At 66.3% G+C, this 20,623-nt stretch carries 13 protein-coding genes and 1 tRNA gene; 5 read left to right on the top strand and 9 right to left on the bottom strand.

The window, feature by feature from the left end:
- Positions 1-57 precede the first annotated feature (57 nt).
- Together rho and coaE are read right to left on the bottom strand one after the other, a co-directional pair.
- On the bottom strand, positions 58-1,968 hold the full coding sequence (gene rho, locus G6O54_RS03860) for a transcription termination factor Rho (RefSeq protein ID WP_165220307.1): 1,911 nt from the start codon (positions 1,966-1,968) through the stop codon (positions 58-60).
- A gap of 247 nt (positions 1,969-2,215) precedes the next feature.
- Positions 2,216-2,923, bottom strand: a complete 708-nt coding sequence (coaE, locus tag G6O54_RS03865) for a dephospho-CoA kinase (RefSeq protein WP_165220309.1) — start codon at positions 2,921-2,923, stop codon at positions 2,216-2,218.
- Between the two features lie 481 nt (positions 2,924-3,404).
- Here coaE and G6O54_RS03870 point away from each other — a divergent pair, with 481 nt between their 5' ends.
- On the top strand, positions 3,405-4,142 hold the full coding sequence (locus tag G6O54_RS03870) for a DUF4058 family protein (protein WP_165220311.1): 738 nt from the start codon (positions 3,405-3,407) through the stop codon (positions 4,140-4,142).
- A 24-nt stretch (positions 4,143-4,166) separates the two neighbouring features.
- On the opposite strand, the gene polA is transcribed toward G6O54_RS03870, so the two are convergent.
- On the bottom strand, positions 4,167-6,881 hold the full coding sequence (polA, locus tag G6O54_RS03875; protein WP_165220313.1) for a DNA polymerase I: 2,715 nt from the start codon (positions 6,879-6,881) through the stop codon (positions 4,167-4,169).
- A gap of 347 nt (positions 6,882-7,228) precedes the next feature.
- Here polA and G6O54_RS37265 point away from each other — a divergent pair, with 347 nt between their 5' ends.
- On the top strand, positions 7,229-8,821 hold the full coding sequence (locus G6O54_RS37265) for a hypothetical protein (protein WP_205678665.1): 1,593 nt from the start codon (positions 7,229-7,231) through the stop codon (positions 8,819-8,821).
- A gap of 76 nt (positions 8,822-8,897) precedes the next feature.
- Here G6O54_RS37265 and G6O54_RS03885 read toward each other — a convergent pair whose 3' ends face one another.
- Positions 8,898-10,046 (bottom strand): citrate/2-methylcitrate synthase, encoded by a 1,149-nt coding sequence (locus G6O54_RS03885; protein WP_165220315.1) that lies wholly within the window; start codon positions 10,044-10,046, stop codon positions 8,898-8,900.
- A gap of 427 nt (positions 10,047-10,473) precedes the next feature.
- Positions 10,474-11,031 carry a GbsR/MarR family transcriptional regulator gene (locus tag G6O54_RS03890; RefSeq protein WP_250846707.1) on the bottom strand — a complete coding sequence of 186 codons (558 nt, stop codon included), beginning with the start codon at positions 11,029-11,031 and terminating at the stop codon, positions 10,474-10,476.
- Between the two features lie 441 nt (positions 11,032-11,472).
- Here G6O54_RS03890 and G6O54_RS03895 point away from each other — a divergent pair, with 441 nt between their 5' ends.
- From G6O54_RS03895 to G6O54_RS03905, 3 genes are all read left to right on the top strand, one after another.
- Positions 11,473-11,637, top strand: a complete 165-nt coding sequence (locus G6O54_RS03895) for a type II toxin-antitoxin system antitoxin (RefSeq protein WP_165220317.1) — start codon at positions 11,473-11,475, stop codon at positions 11,635-11,637.
- 169 nt (positions 11,638-11,806) lie between these two features.
- Positions 11,807-11,879: transfer RNA gene (locus G6O54_RS03900), tRNA-Asn, on the top strand.
- A 135-nt stretch (positions 11,880-12,014) separates the two neighbouring features.
- A complete protein-coding gene (locus tag G6O54_RS03905) occupies positions 12,015-13,409 on the top strand; it encodes a hypothetical protein (protein WP_165220319.1) in 1,395 nt (464 codons plus the stop codon).
- Positions 13,410-13,430: 21 nt separating this feature from the next.
- Here G6O54_RS03905 and G6O54_RS03910 read toward each other — a convergent pair whose 3' ends face one another.
- From G6O54_RS03910 to G6O54_RS03925, 4 genes are all read right to left on the bottom strand, one after another.
- A complete protein-coding gene (locus G6O54_RS03910) occupies positions 13,431-15,545 on the bottom strand; it encodes a glycogen debranching protein (protein ID WP_165220321.1) in 2,115 nt (704 codons plus the stop codon).
- A 26-nt stretch (positions 15,546-15,571) separates the two neighbouring features.
- Positions 15,572-17,623, bottom strand: a complete 2,052-nt coding sequence (locus G6O54_RS03915) for a M13 family metallopeptidase (RefSeq protein ID WP_165220323.1) — start codon at positions 17,621-17,623, stop codon at positions 15,572-15,574.
- A 56-nt stretch (positions 17,624-17,679) separates the two neighbouring features.
- Complete coding sequence (locus G6O54_RS38700) at positions 17,680-18,159, bottom strand: cytochrome c (protein WP_369432123.1); 480 nt, start codon at positions 18,157-18,159, stop codon at positions 17,680-17,682.
- Positions 18,160-19,340: 1,181 nt separating this feature from the next.
- Positions 19,341-20,498 (bottom strand): CPBP family intramembrane glutamic endopeptidase, encoded by a 1,158-nt coding sequence (locus G6O54_RS03925; protein WP_165220325.1) that lies wholly within the window; start codon positions 20,496-20,498, stop codon positions 19,341-19,343.
- Positions 20,499-20,623 lie beyond the last annotated feature (125 nt).

The following is a 20,623-nucleotide window of genomic DNA, read 5'->3' on the forward strand; positions in this document are numbered from 1 at the left end:
GGCCGGGGCGGCGAGCATCCGCATCGCCGCGCGGCCGCTTCCCGGTTGCCGCTCCGCTCAGGTGAGGTTCATGCTCATCAGGAATTCGGCGTTGGTCTTCGACTTCTTCATCCGCCCGGTGAGCATCTCCATGGCTTCCACGGGGTTCATGTCGTTGAGGACGCGGCGGAGGATCCAGACCCTCCGCAGCTCCTCGGCGTCCATGAGCAGCTCCTCGCGGCGGGTGCCCGACTTGTTCACGTCGATGGCCGGCCAGACCCGCTTGTCCACGAGCCGCCGGTCGAGGTGCAGCTCCATGTTGCCGGTCCCCTTGAATTCCTCGAAGATCACGTCGTCCATCCGGCTGCCGGTGTCCACCAGGGCGGTGGCCAGGATGGTCAGCGAGCCGGCCTCCTCGATCTTCCGGGCCGCGCCGAAGAACCGCTTGGGCTTCTGGAGGGCCGTGGCGTCGATGCCGCCGGTGAGGATCTTGCCGGAGTGCGGGGCCTCCGTGTTGTAGGCCCGCGCCAGCCGCGTGATCGAGTCCAGGAGGATCACGACGTCCTTGCCGAACTCGACCATCCGCTTGGCCTTCTCGATGACCATCTCGGCGACCTGGACGTGCCGCGAGGCGGGCTCGTCGAAGGTCGAGCTGATGACCTCCGCGGTCGGGCCCTTGACCGACCGCTCCATGTCGGTCACTTCCTCGGGCCGCTCGTCGATGAGGAGGACCATCACGTAGGCTTCGGGGTGGTTGGTCAGCACGCTGTTGGCGATCTTCTGGAGGAGGATCGTCTTGCCGGTCCGGGGCGGCGCGACGATCACCCCGCGCTGGCCGAAGCCGATCGGCGTGACGAGATCCACCACCCGCATGTTGATCTCCTCGCTGGCCGTCTCCAGGTTGATCCGGCCCTGCGGGTGGAGCGGGGTGAGGTCGTCGAAGCCGACCTTCTCGCTGAGCTTGTCCGGATCCTCGAAGTTGATCGCCTCGACCCGGAGGAGCGCGAAGTAGCGCTCGTTCTCCTTGGGCGGGCGGATCTGGCCGGAGACGATGGCCCCGGTCTTCAGGCCGAAGCGGCGGATCTGGCTGGGCGAGACGTAGATGTCGTCGGGGCAGGGGAGGTAGTTGTAGTCCGGGCTGCGGAGGAAGCCGAAGCCGTCGGGGAGGACCTCCAGGGTCCCCTCGCCATACATCAGGCCATTCTGCTTCACCCGCTCCTTGAGGATCTTGAAGATGAGGTCCTGCTTCTTCAGGCCCATGTACTCGGCGATGCCCTCCGACTTCGCCGTGCGGATGAGCTGGGGCATCGTCATCTTCTGGAGCTCGGTGAGGTGGATCTCGCCGCGCTTGATGTCCTCGTACCGATCGTGGATCGCCGCGTCGCCGAAGATGTCCTCGTCCTCGACGTCGGGGAACTCTCCCGCCGGCAGGTCGCTCGGATTCGGGTTCTGATACGGGGGCGGGGGGGGCGTCCGCTCGATGCGGGAGGGCGCGGAGTAATCCCGGTCGCGGCTGTTGAAGGAAGGCTCGCGATCAAAGCGGTCGCGGGGCTCCGGCACGGCGGCGGGCTCGGCATCGCGGGCGCGGGCCACGGGCCGCGGCTCGCGGTCGCGATCCCGGTTCAAGGGGATCCCTTCGTGGTGGGCCGGGCCGGCGTCGCGGTCGCGATCCCGGTCTCGCTCGCGGGCGAGTCGCTCGCGGATCGAGAGCCCCCCGCCCGGCTCGCGCTCCCGCTCGACGCGCTCGCGGAGCGGCTCGCGATCGCGGATGAAGCGGATCGGCTCGCGATCCGCGGGCCCCTCCTCGCGATAAGGCTCGCGCGGGGCGCGGTACGTCGGGGGCTCGACCGGCGGGGCGGGCGTCTCGCTGGGGGCCGAGAAGGCGGGGCCGGCCGGGTCGTCCGCGGGGGGAGGCGGAGGGGGGCTGCTGGACTTGCGGATGCGGGAGGTTCCGGTGCCCTCCCGGCGGGGACGGGTCTCGTTGCCCATGTTCTTCCAGACTCCTGTTCAGTCGAAACGGATGCTCGGCTCGAGCCGTCGGTTTGAGGATGGGGCTCGACGTGAGGCAGACTCGCGTCGAGGGCCCCCGGGGGCGGCGATGTATGCGATCGCGGCCGGAGCCCCCCGACGACGCGGGGACGGGATTCTTGCACGAGGATTGTTGACGGGGACCAGTTCAGTCATCGGGGATCATTGCCGGGGAATCCTGGGGAGTAAGACCACGGGGTGGATCATCTCATTTTCGGGGGGCGGTCGGAGCGGCGACGTCCTGGAGCAGGTGATCGACGGCCCGCTCCAGCTCGGCTCGCCCTCGATCGTTGGTGAGAATCCGGTCCGCCCTGGCTCGCTTGTCCGCGAGCGGCCACTGGGCGGCCTCGCGGGCCCGGAGCATGTCGGCCGTCCAGCCGCGATTGCGGGAGACGCGTTCCAGCCGCGTCTCCCACGGGGCGTCCACGAAGACGATCCGATCGCAGAGGACATCCCAGCCCGCCTCGAGCAGGATCGCGGCGTCGAGGATCACGGCGAGGACGCGGCCGCCGGCGCCCTGTTCCGCGATGGTGCGCTCGAAATCCCGCCGCATCTCGGGGTGGACGATCGCCTCGAGGTCCCTGCGGGCGCCCTCATCGGCGAAGACGATCCGGCCGAGGACGCCCCGATCCACCCGGCCGTCTTCGCCGATCACCTCGAGCCCGAACCGGTCTCGGAGTCGGGCGCGAATCGCCGGCAGGTCCAGGACCCTGTGGCCGACCGCGTCCGCATCGATGACCGCCGCGCCGCGATCGAGGAGCATCGCGGCGACCGTGCTCTTGCCGCCGCCGATCGCGCCGATCAGGCCGATCACGGGGATGGCGGCGGCCGGCCCCGGGCGCGGGGCCGACGTGTCATCGAGGGCGAATAGGGACGAGGACGACATGACGATTCCGAGGACTCGCACGAGGATCATTCGGGCTCGCGGGATGGTCATCCGCCCGGCGGAGGACGGCTCCGCACGGCGGGCTCGCCGCAGAGCGATCAAAGGGTGCTCAAACGTGTCATCGCCGTGGTGACGAGGTCATTCGGGCGTTCGCACGAGAAGCCGTGATCCGCGATTCGTGCCGCAGGCCCTGCGATCGGGCATTGCGCACGTCTGCTCAGGAAGGTGGGTTCCCGAAAGTTACCTGGTGCCGTCATCCTCCAGCCACTCGCAGGTCTTGTCGTGGGGAAGTCTGCGGAAGAGGGGATGCGACGTGTGACGGGGAATCGGCGGATCAGCGACGGCTCAATTCTTTCGTACTCCCTCTTTATACGCCACGGCCCGGAAGCCTGCAATGGGTTTCCTCGCGCCGGATTCAAAAACGAACAAGGCGGAAAGGTCCTCGACTGGGTCTGCTTCTCCCTTGTAATCTGGATGAGGGAATCGAGCCCTTTCCGTGGAGAACATCGTCATGCCCATCCACGACTGGACCCGCGTCGATGCCGGACTATTCCACGCGTTCCATCAATCCTGGATCTCGACGCTTTGCAGGGGGCTCAATCGGGGCGTCTTGCCCTCCGGGTACTTCGCCATCCCGGAGCAGTCCATCCGGGGACCGATCCCGGACGTCCTGGCCCTGGAAAACGCGGTGGGGATGGATCTGCCGGAAAGGGGGGGTGAAGGCCTCGCCGTCGCCGTCGTTCCTCCTCGCGTCCGTCACATCGAGACGGCCGAGGGGATCATCTACGCCCAGAAGGCGGACCGGGTCTCCGTCCGCCACACTCACGGGGATGTTGTCGCGGTCATCGAGATCATCTCTCCTGGGAACAAGGCGGCGAGGAGCCAGATTCGGAGTTTCCTGGAGAAGGCCGCAGATCTGGTCAGCCAGGGGGTTCACTTCATGGCGATCGATCTGTTCCCGCCGGGTCGTCGGGATCCACAGGGAATTCACGGGGCACTCTGGGATGAGCTTACCGGAGGTGAGTTCGTCCTGCCGCCGGACCGCCCCCTGACCGTCGCCTCCTATGACGCCGGACCGCCGTTGACGGCCTATGTCGAGCCCGTGGCCGTCGGCCAGACCCTGCCTGAAATGCCGCTCTTCCTCGGCCCCGGCTATTACGTGCCCGCGCCGCTCGAATCCTCGTACGACCTCGCCTGGGACGAGTATTTCCCCCGGCCCATGAAGCGACTCCTCGAAGATCCGAAATGACGCCGACCGAGTCGCCCCCACGGATCATCCGGGCTTCACCTCGATATCTTCGACATCCAGCCAGTTCGGCCCGGCGGCCAGGTCCACCTTGAGCGGCACCTTGAGCGCCAGGGCCGTGGTCATCTCGTGAGCGACGAGGCCGGCCAGCCGGTTCACCTCTTCCTCCGGCACCTCGAAGACGAGCTCGTCGTGGATCTGGAGGATCATCCGCGACTTCAGCCTCTCGGCGCCGAGCCGCTCGTCGATCCGGATCATGGCCATCTTGATGAGATCCGCGGCGGAGCCCTGGATCACGGTGTTCACGGCGGTCCGTTCGGCCAGGTTGCGGCTCCGGCCGGTCGTGTTCTTGATGCCGTTGATCGGCCGGCGACGGCCGAGGATCGTCTCCACCCGGCCGTCGTCGCGGGCCTTCTCCAGGGTCTCGGTGATGAACCGGTCCACCCCGGCGAAGTCGCGGAAGTAGGCCTCGATGAACTCCGCGGCCTGGGCCTGCGGGATCCCCAGCCGGCCCGCCAGGCCGAAGGCGCTCAGGCCGTAGATGACGCCGAAGTTCACCGTCTTCGCGACCCGCCGCATCGCCGAGTCCACGGCCGTCTCGGGGACGCCGTAGATCTTGGCCGCGACCGCGGAGTGGATGTCGTGGTCCAGCTCGAAGGCCCGCACGAGCGCCGGGTCGCCGCAGTAATGTGCCAGGATCCGGAGCTCGATCTGGGAGTAGTCGGCCGTGAGGAGCTTGCAGCCCTCGCGGGCGACGAACGCCTGGCGGATCTGCTTCCCCTCCTCGGTGCGGACGGGGATGTTCTGGAGGTTCGGGTCGCTGGAGCTGAGCCGCCCCGTCGCCGCCACGCTCTGGTTGAAGGAGGCGTGGATCCGGCCGTCCTCCGGGTGGATCAGCTCGGGGAGGGCGTCCAGGTAGGTGCTCTTGAGCTTGGAGAGCTGCCGGTGCCGGAGCAGCAGGGCGGGCAGGGGGTGCTTGTGGGCGAGCTCCTCGAGCACCTCCTGGGCCGTGCTCTGCTCGCCGCCCGGCGTCTTGGAGACGGTCGGCAGCCTGAGCTTCTCGAAGAGGATCTCGCGGAGCTGGGGCGCCGAGTTGATGTTGAAGGGCCCGCCGGCGTGCTTGTAGATGTCCTCCTCGAGGGCCGACAGCCGGGCGCCGAAGTCGGCCGAGAGCTCCTTCAGCCGGGCCGCGTCCACCTTCACGCCCGCGTCTTCCATGCGGGCGAGGATCGAGATCAAGGGGCGCTCGACGTCCTGGTAGAGCTTCCAGAGCCCCTCGTCGCGGACCCTGGCCGCCAGGATCTCCTCGAGCCGCCAGGTGGCATCGGCGTCCTCGCCGGCGTATTCGACGACCTTGAAGACGTCCACCTGGTCCATCCGGAGCTGCTTCTTCCCCTTGCCGATGAGGTCGCTGATGGGGATCATCTTGTGCCCGAGGAGCCGATCGGCGAGCTGGTCGAGGCCGTGATTCCGCTCGCCACTCTCGAGCAGGTAGCTGAGGATCATGGAGTCCGTGATCGGCCCCCCGACGGGCGTCTCGGCCCGCCCGAGGACGAGCATGTCGTACTTGATGTTCTGGCCGATCTTCTCCGTCTTCGGGTCGGCGAGGATCGGCCGCAACCGGTCCAGGACCATGGCCGGGTCGAGCACCTTGCAGTGGATCGGCCCCCGGACCGGGATGTAATACGCCTCCCCCGCCTTCCAGGCGAAGGAGAGGCCGACGAGCGACGCCCGCAGGGGGTCGGTGTCCGTGGTCTCGGTGTCGAGGGCGAATCTCGGCTGCTTGCGCAAATCGTCAACGAACGCCTCGAACGCCTCGGGCGTGTCCACCGCGTGGTAGGTGGCCTCCCAGGGGGGGGCCGCGGCCTGCGCGGCCTCGGGCGCGGCGGCCCGGAGCTCGTTGAGGAAGCCGTGGAAGCCGCATTCGATGCAGAGCGCCTTGAGGGTCGCGAGGTCCGGGGGCTTGGTCTTGAGCGCGTCCCAGTCGAGGGCCAGCGGGAGGTCCTCCCGCAGGGCCACGAGCCGGCGGGCGCGACGGGCGGTCTCGGCGTGCTCGCGGAGGCTCTGCTGCTTCTTGGCCCCCTTCACCTGGTCGATCCCGGCCAGCAGGTTCTCGAGCGTGTCGAATTGCCGAAGCAGGGCGGTGGCGGTGACCGGCCCGATGCCGGGCACGCCCGGGACGTTGTCCACGGAGTCGCCCGTGAGGGAGAGGAAATCGACCACCTGGTCGGGTCGGAGTCCCCATTCCTTCTCGAGGGCGGGGATGTCCATGATCGCGTTCTTGCGGAGGTTCAGGATCCGGATGTGATCGGTCAGGAGCTGGCGGGCGTCCTTGTCGGCGGTGCAGATCAGGACGTCCAGGCCCCTCTCCTCGCCCCGGCGGGCCAGGGTGGCGATGACGTCGTCCGCCTCCATCCCGGGCTCCATCAGCACCGGGACCCCGAAGCCCTCGATGACCCGGCGAATGACCGGGATCTGGGGGACCAGGTCGTCGGGCATCGCGGACCGGTTCGCCTTGTAGTCCTCGAAGATATCCGACCGGAAGACCCGCCCCGCGCCGTCGAACGCCGCGGCCAGGAAGTCCGGCTTGCGGTCGCGGAGGATGTTGAGCATGTCGCGGAAGATGCCGAAGACCGCCTTCGTCGGCTGGCCGGCCGGGCCGGTCATGTCCGGGATGGCGTGGAAGACCTGGAAGATGAGGGAGTAGGCGTCCAGGATGTAGAGGGTCGGTCGATTCGCCATCGTCGGGCCCGCCGGTGGAGAGGTCTGGGTCGCGTCCGTGCTGGATCCTACCACCGTGCCGACGAGGCCGGCCACCGATGAGGCGGCGAGGGACCGCCTCCCGCCGCGAGAGTCGTCGCGACCGGATATCCTGACGGATGTCGGACCCGTTTGTCTTTCGCGGTCGCGAGTTTTACAATCCTAATGATCGCGCCGTCAGCGCAGGATGATCGGCCTCGCCGGGCAGGGGGCGGGTCGGATTTCCGGAGGACGACGCGGCGTCCCCCTTCCCGTGTGACATATTATCTCCAAACCGGCGGTCCGCATCCTCACGCCGCTACCGCTCCGCTCGCAGGGAGTCTCGATTCATGGCCGCATCGAACGATTCACAAGGGCTGAAGATCGCCGTCGCGGCATCTATCACGCTCATGGTCATCATGGCCGTCACGTCGTATTTCCTCTACTCGGCCTACTCCCGCTCCGAGGGCCAGCTCGAGGCCGAGCGAGAGAAGGTCGCCACGGCGAAGAAGGAAGCCGGCATCGCCACGACCCAGTCCAACGAGATCCTGGTGTTGGCGGGAGCCAAGGCCCAGGACTTCGACCCGGCCAAGGCCGAACTCACGGCCGCATTCAAGAAGGCGAATGACCGCGTCTCCGCGCTGGCCAATGCCACCAACGCCGCCATCCAGAAGGCCCAGCAGGCCGGGGCGGACGCCAATGAGCTCACGGCCATCCAGGGCCGCGTCCAGCAGGTCATCAATTCGTTCCAGAGCGAGCCGAACAAGAACTTCGTCTCGACGGTGGACCGGCTGCTCGAGCTGCTGGAGAGCATCAGTCTCCTGAATGCGGAGATGTCGACGAATTACGCCAGCATCCGCAAGGGGCTGGAGTCCTCCACCAGCATCGCCAAGACCGAGATCGACGCCCAGGCCAAGGCCGCGGCCGACAGCAAGAAGGACCTGGAGGACGAGCACAACAAGCACGACCAGTCGCGCGGCGAGCTGCTGACGAAAGTGGACCAGCTCCAGACCGACAACAACAACAAGGCGACCGAGATCGCCAACAAGGACACCGCGCTTCGCCAACTGAAAGAAGAGACCGATCGCCGGCACGAGCTGGACATGGCCATCATCAAGGACATGCGGGATCGGCTGGGCCTGAAGGAGAATGTCCTGGACAAGCCCGACGGCTACATCACGTACGTCGATCATGAGCGCCGGGAAGTCCACGTCAACGTCACCCGGAAGCAGGGTGCCCGCCCCCAGATGAAGATGACCATCTTCGCCGCCGGTTCGCCGGGAGTACCGACCGAGAAGCCGAAGGGGAACATCGAGCTCATCCAGGTCGGCGACACCTACAGCGTGGGCCGGATCACTCACACCGTCAGCACGATCGAGCCGCTCCGCGTCGGCGATATCGTCTACTCGGCCGCCTGGTCGCCGGAGACGCCGATCCGGTTCGCCCTGATCGGCAAGGTCGACGTCAATCGCGACGGGGTCGACGACCGCCAGGACCTGAAGCGGATGATCGAGGAGTCCGGCGGGGTCGTCGAGTTCGACCTGCCGCCGCCGGAGACCGGCACCAAGGAGTCGGGGAAACTCTCCGCGAGCATCGACTGGTATGTGATCGACGACCGTAACCCGCTGCGTGAGGTGTTCACCAAGAAGAGCGCGGCCGCCGACGCCGCCGCGTCCGAATTCCAGAAGCGGTACGGCAAGATCATCCAGGAATGCCGTAACGACGGCATCCGCCCCATGCCCCTCAGCCGACTCCTGCCCTATCTCGGCTACGAGATGGGGACGCCGGTCGTCGGCCGGACGGAGGCCGTCAACACCCCGGCGCTGAGGCGAATCACCGAAGCCCGGAAACCCACCGAGCCGGCCAAGGCTGCCCCCAAGGCCGACGAGCCCAAGGCCGACGAGCCCAAGGCCGACGAGCCCAAGGCCGACGAGCCCAAGTAATTCGCCTCGCCGGAATGCCTCAACGAGAGAGCCCCGCGGTCCCCCGCGGGGCTCTCTCGTTTCCGATCCCGCCGGATCAGCGATCGTCGACCTCGCGGATCTGACGGTGAGTCGGGCCGATGTAGCGGCCACGCGGTCGAAGCAATCGATTGTGGTCGATCTGCTCGATCACGTGAGCCGACCAGCCCGCGACCCGGGCCATCGCGAAGATCGGAGTGTACAGCCGGAGCGGCAGCCCCATGTAGTGATAGAGCCGGGCGCTCGGCCAGTCCACATTGGGCGGCAGCCCCTTCTGGCCCACGACCGCACGCTCGATCGGCTCGGCGATCCGCTCCCAGGAATCGTCGCCGATCTCGGCCGCGATCTCACGACAATACGCCTTCAGGATGGCCGCGCGGGGGTCCGATTTCTTGTAGACCCGATGGCCGAATCCCATCACCCGCTCGTGCCGGGCCAGCGCGTCCTGGATCCACGCCTCGGCGCGATCGGGCGAGCCGACGGCCTCGACGAGCTTCCAGGCCTCTTCGTTGGCCCCGCCGTGGAGCGTCCCCTTGAGTGTCCCGACCGCGGCGACGATGCCGGAATGCAGGTCGGAGAGGGTGGAGACCGTGACCCTCGCCGCGAAGGTGGAGGCGTTCAGCTCGTGTTCGGCGTAGAGCACCAGGGAGCCGTCGAAGGCCCGCCGCACCTTCTCCGACGGGACCTTGCCGGAGACCATCCTGAGGAAGTTGGCCGCGTGCCCGAGCCGATCGTCGGGCGGGACCGGCTCCTGCCCGGCGGCCAGTCGTTCGCGGCAGGCCACGGCCGTCGCCATCCGCGCGATGAGTCGTTCCGCCTTGCGGACGTTGGCCGCGTGATCCGTCGCCGCCGCGGACTGGTCGGGATCATAGTGGGCCAGGATGCTGACCGACGTCCGCAGGACATCCATCGGGCAGGCCGCCGCCGGGATCTCGCCGAGGATTCGAACGAGGGGATCGGGCAGGCTTCGGGACGCCCGGAGCCGATCGTCGAAGTCCCGGAGCTGATCGCGGTTCGGCAGGTCGCCGTGAAGCAGCAGGAAGGCCGCCTGTTCGTACCCGACGCGGGACGCGAGGTCCTCGATCCGGTAGCCTCGATACTCCAGCACCCCGGCGCCCTCTCGCTCCACGATGTTGGAGATGGCCGTCTCGCTGGAGATCACGCCTTCCAAACCCGGGTAATAACGCTCCGGCAATGACTCACTCATGGACGCACTCCCGCTCGACGGACCTCGACACGACTCCTGGGCCGGAAGGTGTCGTACACGGAAGGGGAGAGCGCAGGCAAGTGGGCTTTGGTCGGGAGTGTGCTTGGGCGATTGACTGACTGGGGCGAGAATCCGGGGGGTCGGGTGCGTCACAGGGGCCAAGCAGAACCCGTAGACGCGACGGGGACCGATCCATGCCTCGCGGCAGGATCGGTCCCGCGCCGGCACCACGTCCTGAGGGATCCCACCTCCGAGGTGAGTTATCCACGCCTTCCGCCCAAGATTGCGCGAACACCCGCCAGGTCGTACCTTGGCCTTGCCGCCGGGTCTCGAACGGGCCGGCAAGGCGCAACGAGGCTGTTCTATGCGGGAGCCGGAAATCGGAAAGGGGAGATCGGAATTGTCGGTCCGATTCGTGACCTGCGACCTATTCGAGTCCGTCGCCGGCGAGGAATTCCGCGAGCTCCTCGGTCTCCGCGGATTCGAGGCCGAGGAGCCGCACGGCCAGTGCATCGATGAGCCCGAAGAAGTGGCGGAGCGACTCCACCCGGCCCTTGACGTCGGCGAGCGAGGGCTCGACGGCGGCCTTCCGGCAGATCTCGTCCAGCACGTTGAGCGTCGGCTCCAGCTCGCGCCGCTTGCGTTCCTTGAGGATCCGGCGGAAGAGCGTCCAGACGTCTCCCTCGGCCCGGTAGAGCTCGCGCCGCTCTCCCTGCCTGTGGATCCGCCGGACGACCCCCCAGGCCATCAGCTCGCGCAGGTTCATGCTCACATTTCCCCGAGAGATCCGGAGACGATCTCTCAGCTCCTCCGCCGTCCAGTCCGAGCCGGTGATATAGAGCAGGGCGAACAGCTCTCCCATGGTGGGATTGATGCCCCAGGCCCGCGCCATCATCCCCCAGTGCTCGACGAATTGCCGCGCCAGGGCGGCGTGCGGCTCCGGATCCTCGGCCGGCACGAGGGGCAACCCACTGGAATTACTCATAAAGACATGCTCGCTCCCAACTGGTTGAGGAGTCTGCCCGCGGCGGCACGACATCGCCACTTGCGGGTTTCGACATGTGAGGGAACTGTCGCATGAATCCTCGAATTGCGATTAGATAAGCACGGAACCCGAGTATTCGGCCGCGAAAATGCATGAACGGGAGTGATGACGGGTGAGATCTCTGATGTCGAGGGCTCGGCGCGAGTGCCGTGCCGTTCCCCGGCCCGGCCGCCTCGCAGACCCCGCCGACCTCGGCCTCCAGGATCTCACGATAACTCGAACACTAGCATCCGAGGGAAAATATTAAAAGCCGCCGTGGAGATTAGGGTACAATGAAATGCATGCCCCTTTCTCCCTGAAATGCCATCCGGAAACTGGGGTCACCGCCCGAGGTGCGAGTGCGGTTCGGGCAATCTTCACCGCCATCGAGGAGTCTCCACGATGCCTGAGACTGTTGTTCATTTCCAGATTCGCATGCCACCCGTCCTCCACGAGCAACTCGCGAGCTGGGCCAAGGAGGACAAGGCCTCCCTGAACGCCCTCATCGTCGGCCTTCTCGAGAAGGCCATCGAGCACCACGAGAAGCTCGCACACGCCCGCGACTGATCACACGCATGGGCATCCGGGGACCTGCTCGCGGCGAGTCCTCTCGCCGCGAGCAGGTCCCCAGCGAGGAGCAATCGAGCTTGTTCGACCCGCGTGGCCGTGCGGCCACCCTCTGCTCCCAATTGCCCTTGAGTCGGACGTGACCGGCCGCTAGACTCTATACAGTCATTCCCCGATAGCTCAATCGGTAGAGCGAGCGGCTGTTAACCGCTAGGTTCAAGGTTCGAGTCCTTGTCGGGGAGCTGGGCTTGCCGTCTTCTCAAGACTCGGCAAGCCCTTTTCTGCGCGCCGCGGCTTGATCGCTGCTCCCGGTTGCTTCCGCTCGATCCCTCGTCTCATGATGGACAGGGATGATCGATGGAGGAGGAGCCAGGCCGATGCCACCCTACTTCCGGGATGCGGCTGACTACGGCGAGTGGTGGTTCCATTCCGGCGTCGCCTTGGGCGGCGAGAGCGCGGGGGAGACGTTCCGACTCCTCCACGAGCAGCTCTCCGAGGCGGGGGCGTGCGTGCTCGTCGTCCTCAGGTTCCTCGACGAGAACGAGCGTGGCATCGACCCCGCATTCTGGCGGCGAACATTCGTATTCGGCCATGTCGGTCTTCAGGTGCACCACACGTTGCGGGCGCTGGACGCGATCGGCGCGACCGGCGTCGTGAACGCCCTGAAGGGGACGACAGGATCGCCTTCGCCGTTCGACGTGGCCCGGATGATGATCGCGTCCGGGGATTACGACTCCCCGGAAGTTCACGCGATGATCCAGGATCTGCGTACGGGCATTCTTGCCGGCGCCTCGCACGTCCTGGGGGACCCGCCGCCGTCCGGCCTTCTCCCCCCGCCGAATGCCCCCGCGGGGGCGGAGACGCGGGAGGAGGTCGGGCGGCTCCTGGAAGCGTACTGCATCGCTCATCAGGACGACCTCGCGGCCGACGCCGCCCGCCATGGCGACCCTCGCCGGTCTGTCGGATTCGATCCCCAAGTCTCAGCCGAACAGAGGGCCAGGCGAATCAGGCGGCTGGGCTGGCTCAAGCGTCAGCGATCCGAGATTGCCATCCTCAGGGCTCGGCTGGAGGACCTCAAGATCACCGCCTCTCGAGAGGCCCCGGAATCACCTCGCCTCAACACGAAGGTCCGAAAAGTCCTGGAGGATTACGATCGCTACCGTGAAGGCGCTGAAGAGGATCGAACCCCCGAGGTCGCGGCCTGGATCGAAGAGGTTGAACGCTTCCGGGCCGAGAACCCGGCCCCCTTCCACCCGAGGGCCACTCATGACGAGGAACTGGCCAGGCGGCTCGCGGCCATCGGCTCTCATGACGTGGCATATGACAACTTTTCCATGTCCATCCGATGGGAAGCACCGGCTGGTCTCGAATGCGACGGCACGTCCATGGGACTCGTTTTCCGTCGCGGTCATTTCCGACAACGTCCCTCCGAGCTGGTCGCCGATCAGGCCCTCAGGGCCCTTTGTGACGCCTGGGACGAGCTTCGTCGGCGCTGGCCGCCCGTCCGCGACAAGCTACGGTCGTACCTCATCGAGGACCTTCGACGCGATCTCCGGCAGCTTCCGGAAGACGAGCGCATGGTTTACGAGGAGGCCGGCGAGATCTCGGCGGCCAGGGTCTTCTCCGCCCTGACTTCGAGCCGGCTTTGCCTGGAATCGGAACCCGGAAATCCGGTGATTCGCATGGCCCTGCACGCCGGGGTCGCCTGGGACGAGGAACGCCGCCTGGAGATCCCCTTCGATCGGGAGGGCCGCCTGGAATTCGAGCTCTGAAACGGCCTCGGCGCGGGCGGCTCACGGCTCGGACACGAGGATGAGCATGGCCCGATGGGGCACCTCATGGACCTGACCGACGAGGACGATCGGACCGCATCCGGGGTCCTCGATGTCGTGCGGCGGTTCGAGCGACGTGTCGACGGCCCGGCGCCAGGCACGTCCGGAAGGGGAAGCCGGGATCCGGAAAGAAAGGGGCAGGTCCCCCCCGTTCATCGCCACGTAGACATCCTGGTCCACGACGCCCGGGCGATCGCAGCGCCGGCCGTCGAGGGCAAAGGCGATCGCCCGGCTGGCCTCGGAGAAATCCGGATGGGCGGGCTCGGTCCCGTGCCAGAGGATCTCCGGAGGGCTCCCGCCCGCCCCGCCCTTGAAGAACGACCGTCTCCGGAGGCAAGGGTGGGCTTTCCGGAACGCGATCATTTTCTGAACGAAGCGGAGGAAGCCCGAGTTGCGTTCGCGGAGCATCCAGTCGATCCAGCTCGTCCGGTTGTCCTGGCACCATGCGTTGTTGTTGCCGCCCTGACTGCGGAGGAATTCGTCTCCCCCCAGGATCATCGGCACACCCTGGGAAACGAGGAGCGTCGCCATCAGATTCCGCACTTGCCGGGCGCGGAGTGCGAGCACTTCGGCGTCTTCCGTCGGCCCCTCGACCCCGCAGTTCCAACTGAAGTTTGCGTCGTTGCCGTCCCGATTCCCCTCGCCGTTGGCCTCGTTGTGCTTGAGGTTGTAAGAGACCAGGTCGTGCAGGCTGAACCCGTCGTGGCAGCAGATGAAGTTGATCGAATGGAGCGGGCCGCGGCCGGTGAAGAGGTCGTCGCTGCCGCAGATGCGGGTCGCCAGCGCCGAGGTCATGCCGGATTCGCCGCGCCAGAAGCGGCGGACGTCGTCGCGGTAGCGTCCGTTCCAGTCCGCCCAGCGATCCCCGCCGGGGAACGTGCCCACCTGGTAGAGGCCGGCGGCGTCCCAGGGCTCGGCGATCAGCTTCGTTCCATAGAGGAGAGAGTCCTCCGAGATCCGATTCACGGCCGGCGGGTTGACGACCACGTTTCCTCGCCGGTCGCGGCCGAAGACCGAGGCCAGGTCGAAGCGGAAGCCGTCCACCCCGGCCTCCGCCACCCAGTTGCGCAGGCACGAGACGATGTAATCGCGGACGACCGGGTGGTCGCTGTTGAACGTGTTCCCGCAGCCGGAGTAATTCAGATATCGGCCCCGGCCGTCGAGCATGTAGTAGAGCGAGTTATCGAGCCCGCGGAAGTTGTAGGTATCCCCGTCATCTCCCCCTTCCGCGGTATGGTTGAAGACGATGTCGAGGATCACCTCGATGCCGCGTCGGTGGAAGGCGTCCACCATGCCGCAGAACTCATCCCAGGGCTCGGACCGTTCGGGGCTGATGGCATAGGCGGACTTGGGCGCGCCGAAGGAGATCGGATTGTATCCCCAGTAATTCTTCAGCGACTCGCCGGTGAACGGGTTGACGAAGGGGCAGTCGTTCTCGTCGAACTCGTCGACCGGGAGCAGCTCCACGGCCGTGATGCCGAGCCACTCCAGGTAATCGATCTTCTCCGCGAGCCCGGCGTAGGTGCCCGGATGGCGGACGCCGGACGTCGGGTCGATCGTGAAACCGCGGACGTGCAGCTCGTAGATGATCGTATCCTCGAGCGGGATCCGCGGGTTCAGGACCCCTTCACGCTCCATCATCGCCTCGTTGAGCAGGCTCCGCCTCGGCGGGTCGCCGCCCTCTCCCCAGGCCCGGCCGCAGGAGAGGGCGCGGGCGTAGGGATCGAGGAGGATCTTGCTGGCGTCGAAGCGATGGCCGTTCCCCTCGGGCCCCTCGATCCGGTATCCGTAGCAGAACTCCTCGGGAAGGCCGCTCACCCGGATGTGCCAGTGGTCGCCCGTGCGATTGTACCGGTCATCGAGCGGGATTTCGGCGAGGGTCTTGCCGTCGCAGGGCTCCGACAGGACCAACCGGACGGCCGTCCCGTGGCGGCAGATCAGGGCGAAGTTCACCCCGTTGGGCATGAGGATCGCGCCCGGGGGCGTCGGATTGCCGCGGCTGACGGTCAGGATCCGTTCCCCATAGCGGAATTCCGTGAGGAAAGGGAAGGGCGCGGGGTGGTCGTCGTGGAGCATGTTCGGAACATCGGCCTCGCGGGGTGTCACCAGATCTTGACGCGACGGTCGGCCGGCAGCCAGAGCTTGTCCCCTTCCTTCACGCCGAAGGTCGAGTAGAACTCCGGCAGGTTGCGAAGGACGCCGTTGCAGCGGAATTCGGCCGGCGAGTGGGGATCGGTGGCGAGCCGCCGGGCCAGCTCGGCGTCGCGGAACTTGGCACGCCAGACCTGGGCCCAGCCCGTGAAGAACCGCTGGTCCCCGGTCAGGCCGTCGATGACCGGTGCGTCCTTGCCGTTCAGCGACCTGCGATACGCCTGATGGGCGATGGACAGGCCGCCCAGGTCGCCGATGTTCTCGCCGATCGTCAGGGCGCCGTTCACCTTCTGCCCGGGCAACTGGGCGGGCTCGAACTCGTTGTACTGGGCGATGAGCTTCTTCGTCCGCTCCTCGAACTGCTTGCGATCGGCGTCCGTCCACCAGCTCACCATGTTGCCGTCGCCGTCGGACTTCGAGCCCTGGTCGTCGAACCCGTGGCCGATCTCGTGGCCGATCACCGCCCCGATGCCGCCGTAGTTCACCGCGTCGTCGGCCTCGAGATTGAAAAACGGTGGCTGGAGGATCGCGGCGGGGAAGACGATCTCATTCATCCCCGAGCTGTAATAGGCATTCACCGTCTGAGGGGTCATCATCCATTCGTCGCGGTCCACCGGCTTGCCCAGCTTGGCGAAATTCCGCGCGGTCTCGAAGGCCGCCGCGCGACGGACGTTGCCCACGAGATCATCCTTCCTGATCTCCAGCGCCGAGTAGTCTCGCCATCGATCCGGATAGCCGATCTTGGGCCGAAACTTGGCGAGCTTGTCCAGGGCCTTCTGGCGCGTCTCGGGGCCCATCCATTCGAGCCGGGTGATATCCTCGCGATAGGCCTCGATCAGGTTCTCGACGAGCTTCTTCATCCGCTCCTTGGCCTCGGGAGGGAAGTGGCGGGCGACGTAGCTCTTCCCCACGGCCTCTCCCATCGCCGTGCCAACCAGCGCGACCCCGCGCTTCCACCGCGGGCGGTTCTCCGGCGCCCCGGTGAGCACGCGTCCGCTGAAGTTGAAGTTCTCGTCGACGAACGCCTTGCTGAGATAGGGGGCGGCGTCGTGGATGAGCTGCCACTTCAGCCAGGTCTTCCACCGATCCAAGGAGCCCTTCTCGAGCACCGACGAGGCCGCCGTCAGGTAGTCCGGCTGTCGGACGATGACCTCCTCGACCAGATTCTCGGGCGCCCCCGCGTTCCTCAACCACTCCGACCAGTCGATCGCCGGGGCCAGCGCCGCCAGGTCCTTGCGATGTTTCTTGTTGTACGTGAGGGTCCGATCGCGGGTCTTGACCCGGTCCCAGTGGTGCGAAGCCAGCTCGGTCTCCAGCGCCATGACCTCGGCCGCTGCTTCCTTCGGGTCCGCGACCCCTGCCAGCCGCAACATCGCCTCGACGTGGTGGACGAACTTCTCGCGGATCGGCTTGAACTTCGGATCGCGATAGTATGATTCGTCCGGAAGGCTGATCCCGCTCTGGGATAGGTTCACGATGTAGCGGTCGGACTGCTTGTCGTCGGTGCGGACCGAGACTCCAATGAACCCGCCGACTCCTTCCCTCTGAAGCTTCGCGATCAGGCCGAGCAACTCGGCCCGATCCTTGATGGCGTCGATGGCGGCGAGGTCCGCCTTGATGGGCTCGATCCCGAGGGCGTCTGCCCGCGCCTCGTCCGCGAAGCTGGCGAAGAGGTCGCCGATCTTCCGCGTCTCGGATCCCTCCGGTGCATTGGCCTTCGCGGCATCCTCGATGATCGAGCGGAGATCGGCCTCGCTCTTCTCCAGGAGCTGCACGAAGGACCCGTACATCGAACGGTCCGCCGGGATCTCGGTCCGCCCGATCCAGCCCCCATTGACGTGACGGAAGAAGTCATCCTGGGGCCTGACCGCCGGATCGATCCCGTCGGCCGTGATCCCGGAACGCCGGACGGAAGGAGAGCCACCGTCACCAGCCCTCGCTTCGACCTGTGCCAGGATGGCGATGACCAGGAACGCAATCAGCTTGCCCGATGGACTTGTCATCGCTTTCATCCTGTATTCCACGCGTGATGTCCTGCTCAGCGTCGTCTCGAGATCGATCAGCGGCCCGCCGTCCCGTTCGCAGGCGGTGCTCCCGGACCACCGGGAGGAGGGCCTCCACCAGGGCCACCGGGAGGAGGACCTCCACCGGGACCGCCGGGAGGAGGACCTCCACCAGGACCACCGGGGCCGCCGGGACCACCAGGGCGAGGCCCGCCGGGAGGACCCATCATACGATGCTCTCGGTGACAGGCCATGCACGAGTTCCCGAGGGCGTCGAGCGCAGCCTGGGTGTTCGCCCTGTCCTTTGCCTGCGCGGCCTTCTCCAGCGCGGCGGCATCGTCCGCGAACGTCTTGGTCAACTTCTCCCAGGACTCTTTCGAGCCGCGTGGTGGTTGCTGGCCACCGGACTCTCCGGCCAGCCGTGCATATTCCTTGGCCTTCGTCTGGATCGCATCCCAGGCCGGCTCACCTTGTTTGAGGTCGGCGACCAGAGAGCCCTGGAGGGCCTGAGGATCTCGACCACCGATCTTCACCATGATCTCATGGAGCCGGGAGGCCGGCCGCGGTGGAGGGCCGGTTTCCGGCCCGGCACCCACGCCGGGAGGCTCATTGGGGGACTCTCCGGCGCAGCCTGCGAGCACGGCGGCGAGGAGGACGACGAACGTTCCCGCCGACCGAGGACCACCAATCTTCACGGCCTTCTCCTCAAAGCAGATCGATCTTCACGTGGATTTCATCATCGAATTGCGCGAAAAAAAACCGAACCGCCTCCTCGACCGAGATCGGGAGGGGTTCGGAATTTCTTGGTCGCTCAGGTTCGATCCAGCCCCAGGGAATGAGAGGTGCGGGGAGATCGACAAGGTTCGAGGTTCATTCGGAAAACGACTCAACGGTCAGAGCCCGACCGTTCACTGGCCCGACCACCGCGGGTGGAATTCGCGTAGCTCGCCGTCAGCATGCCCAGCAGCGCGGCGCGACGGCCAGCACGCGTCGACTTGCCCCCTCGACGCACCCGAGCCACGGCCCCAGCCCATTCGAATCCGCCATGCAAAGGTGCGTTCTTCTTGGATTTCGGTTCACTCATCGACAAGAACTCCCACGAGCAGAAACGCGACCTCTTGAGGATAGGTCAACGCTCCACAATCCATCGAGCCGGAAAGGAACCCGAATTCCCGCCGGCAGCGCCATCCTGGCTTCGATCAGCTCCACCGGGGATCAACGCGCCCCGGGAGGTACAACGACGACCGGACTTCGAAGTCACTTGCGGAACAAACCTCTAGGATTATGTCCCTGGCCACGCCTCGCAGTGGCCGTCAAGCCTTCGGAAACCAGTGATGTCCCTATCACATCGGACAAGGGACACGCTATTGTTGACCCTGATCGTCACGGTTTGACGGATCAATCGAAGAAACCAGCCCCGCATAACCGGAGGAGTCGCCCTCATACCCCGGTGATTCGGCTTTTTCTTGTTGCCCCGCCTCTACCCCGGTAACTCTATCAGTCCTCCCCAGGGTCGTCTAGAAAAAAAGCGGCTCCGCCCGCGAATTGCACGACTTGCAACAGCCGCGGCCTCACGACCCACTCGCCTGGAGCAACCGACCGGGTCCCCGAGCCCCGCAATGGCGAACGCCGAACGGAACCCGAATGAGGCCCTCGAGCCCAGTCCTGCCATCCGTATCACGGACGCCGGCCATGCCTTATCATCTTATAATAAGCCTTAAATCCCCAACAACCATTCGCACACCCAGGAAAAACAGCCAATAAAGGCCGTTTTCGGAATCCCCTTGAGCGCAGGAGCTCCATGAGGCTGGAGAGCCTGTAGCAACATGACCATGGTGCTGAAGCCATTGAACGTTCCATGCATCGCGATCACCGTCAGGAGGTGACCCGTCTTCTGATAGACGACCCCCAGGGCGAGCGACAGCAGGAAGATCGCGATCGGCGCCGGCCACTGCAGCCAGTGCAGCGAGGCGAAGACGACCGAGGTGAGGACGATCCCCATCCAGATCCCCACCCGATCCTCCGGGCCGGCCGCCGCGGGCGGCGTGCTCACGTCCGCAGGTTCCACGAGTGTTTCCCCAGGAATGGGGGGGACGTCCGACGCGGCAGGGAGGCCCGGGGCGTCGGCCTCCTCGAGTTCCCAGGGACCTTGCGAGGGTACGTCCGCGTCGTCGACCATCGGGTCCCGGCGCGCGTCGATCTCGCTCGAGGGGCCGCCTGCGGTCGAGACCTTGATCAGCCAACGCTGGAGGATTCCGCGAAAGAGGATCTCCTCGACCATCGGAGCGAGGATCATGGTGGAGACCAGGGCGAGCGCCGCGGACCCGACGGTCAGCTCGCCCATGAGCATCTCCTCAACCGGATGCTTTTGGGGCGACCAGATCCGGACGGCCAGCGCCTGGATCGCCAGGACGCCGGGAGTCGCCATCAGGCCCCCGACGATACCGAGCCTCACCTGGCGGCCCCAATCGTTCCCGGCTAGCCCCAGGTCGGACCAGTTCGCCCCGCAGGTCAGCCGGAGCAGGACCGGCGCCAGGAGGACCGTCAGGCCGCTCACGATGGCCACCGGCGCGAGCACATCCACGCCCCCAAAAGGCTCCTTCGTCGCGGCCGCGGCCGCGGGGTCGGTCGACCCCTCGTACACTCGTTTCACGGTCGAACCGAGGAGGACGTAGAGCAGGCAAACCGCCACCACGCTGAGAAAACCCCAGGGTGCGGGGCGAGGGAAGGGCTCCTTCCGATCCTCGAGGATCGGTCGACGCGTCCAGAGCCTCCCGATCGCCCAGGCCCAACTCGCGAGCATGCCGATGAACCACAACAGGACGAACGTCTCGACGGCCGCGAAAAGGACTGATCCGAGGGTGATGCGATCCATGAGACGACTCTCGCTACCGGAAATTGGCCCTGCATACGAGCTTATCGTATCCAGCGATTCACGTTCCGGCCACCTTGCCCGGTCGCGGACGTGGCCCTAGAATCGGCAAATTCGGGTGTCCGGCC

The sequence above is a fragment of the Aquisphaera insulae genome, assembly GCF_011064615.1.
Lineage (GTDB): Bacteria > Planctomycetota > Planctomycetia > Isosphaerales > Isosphaeraceae > Aquisphaera > Aquisphaera insulae.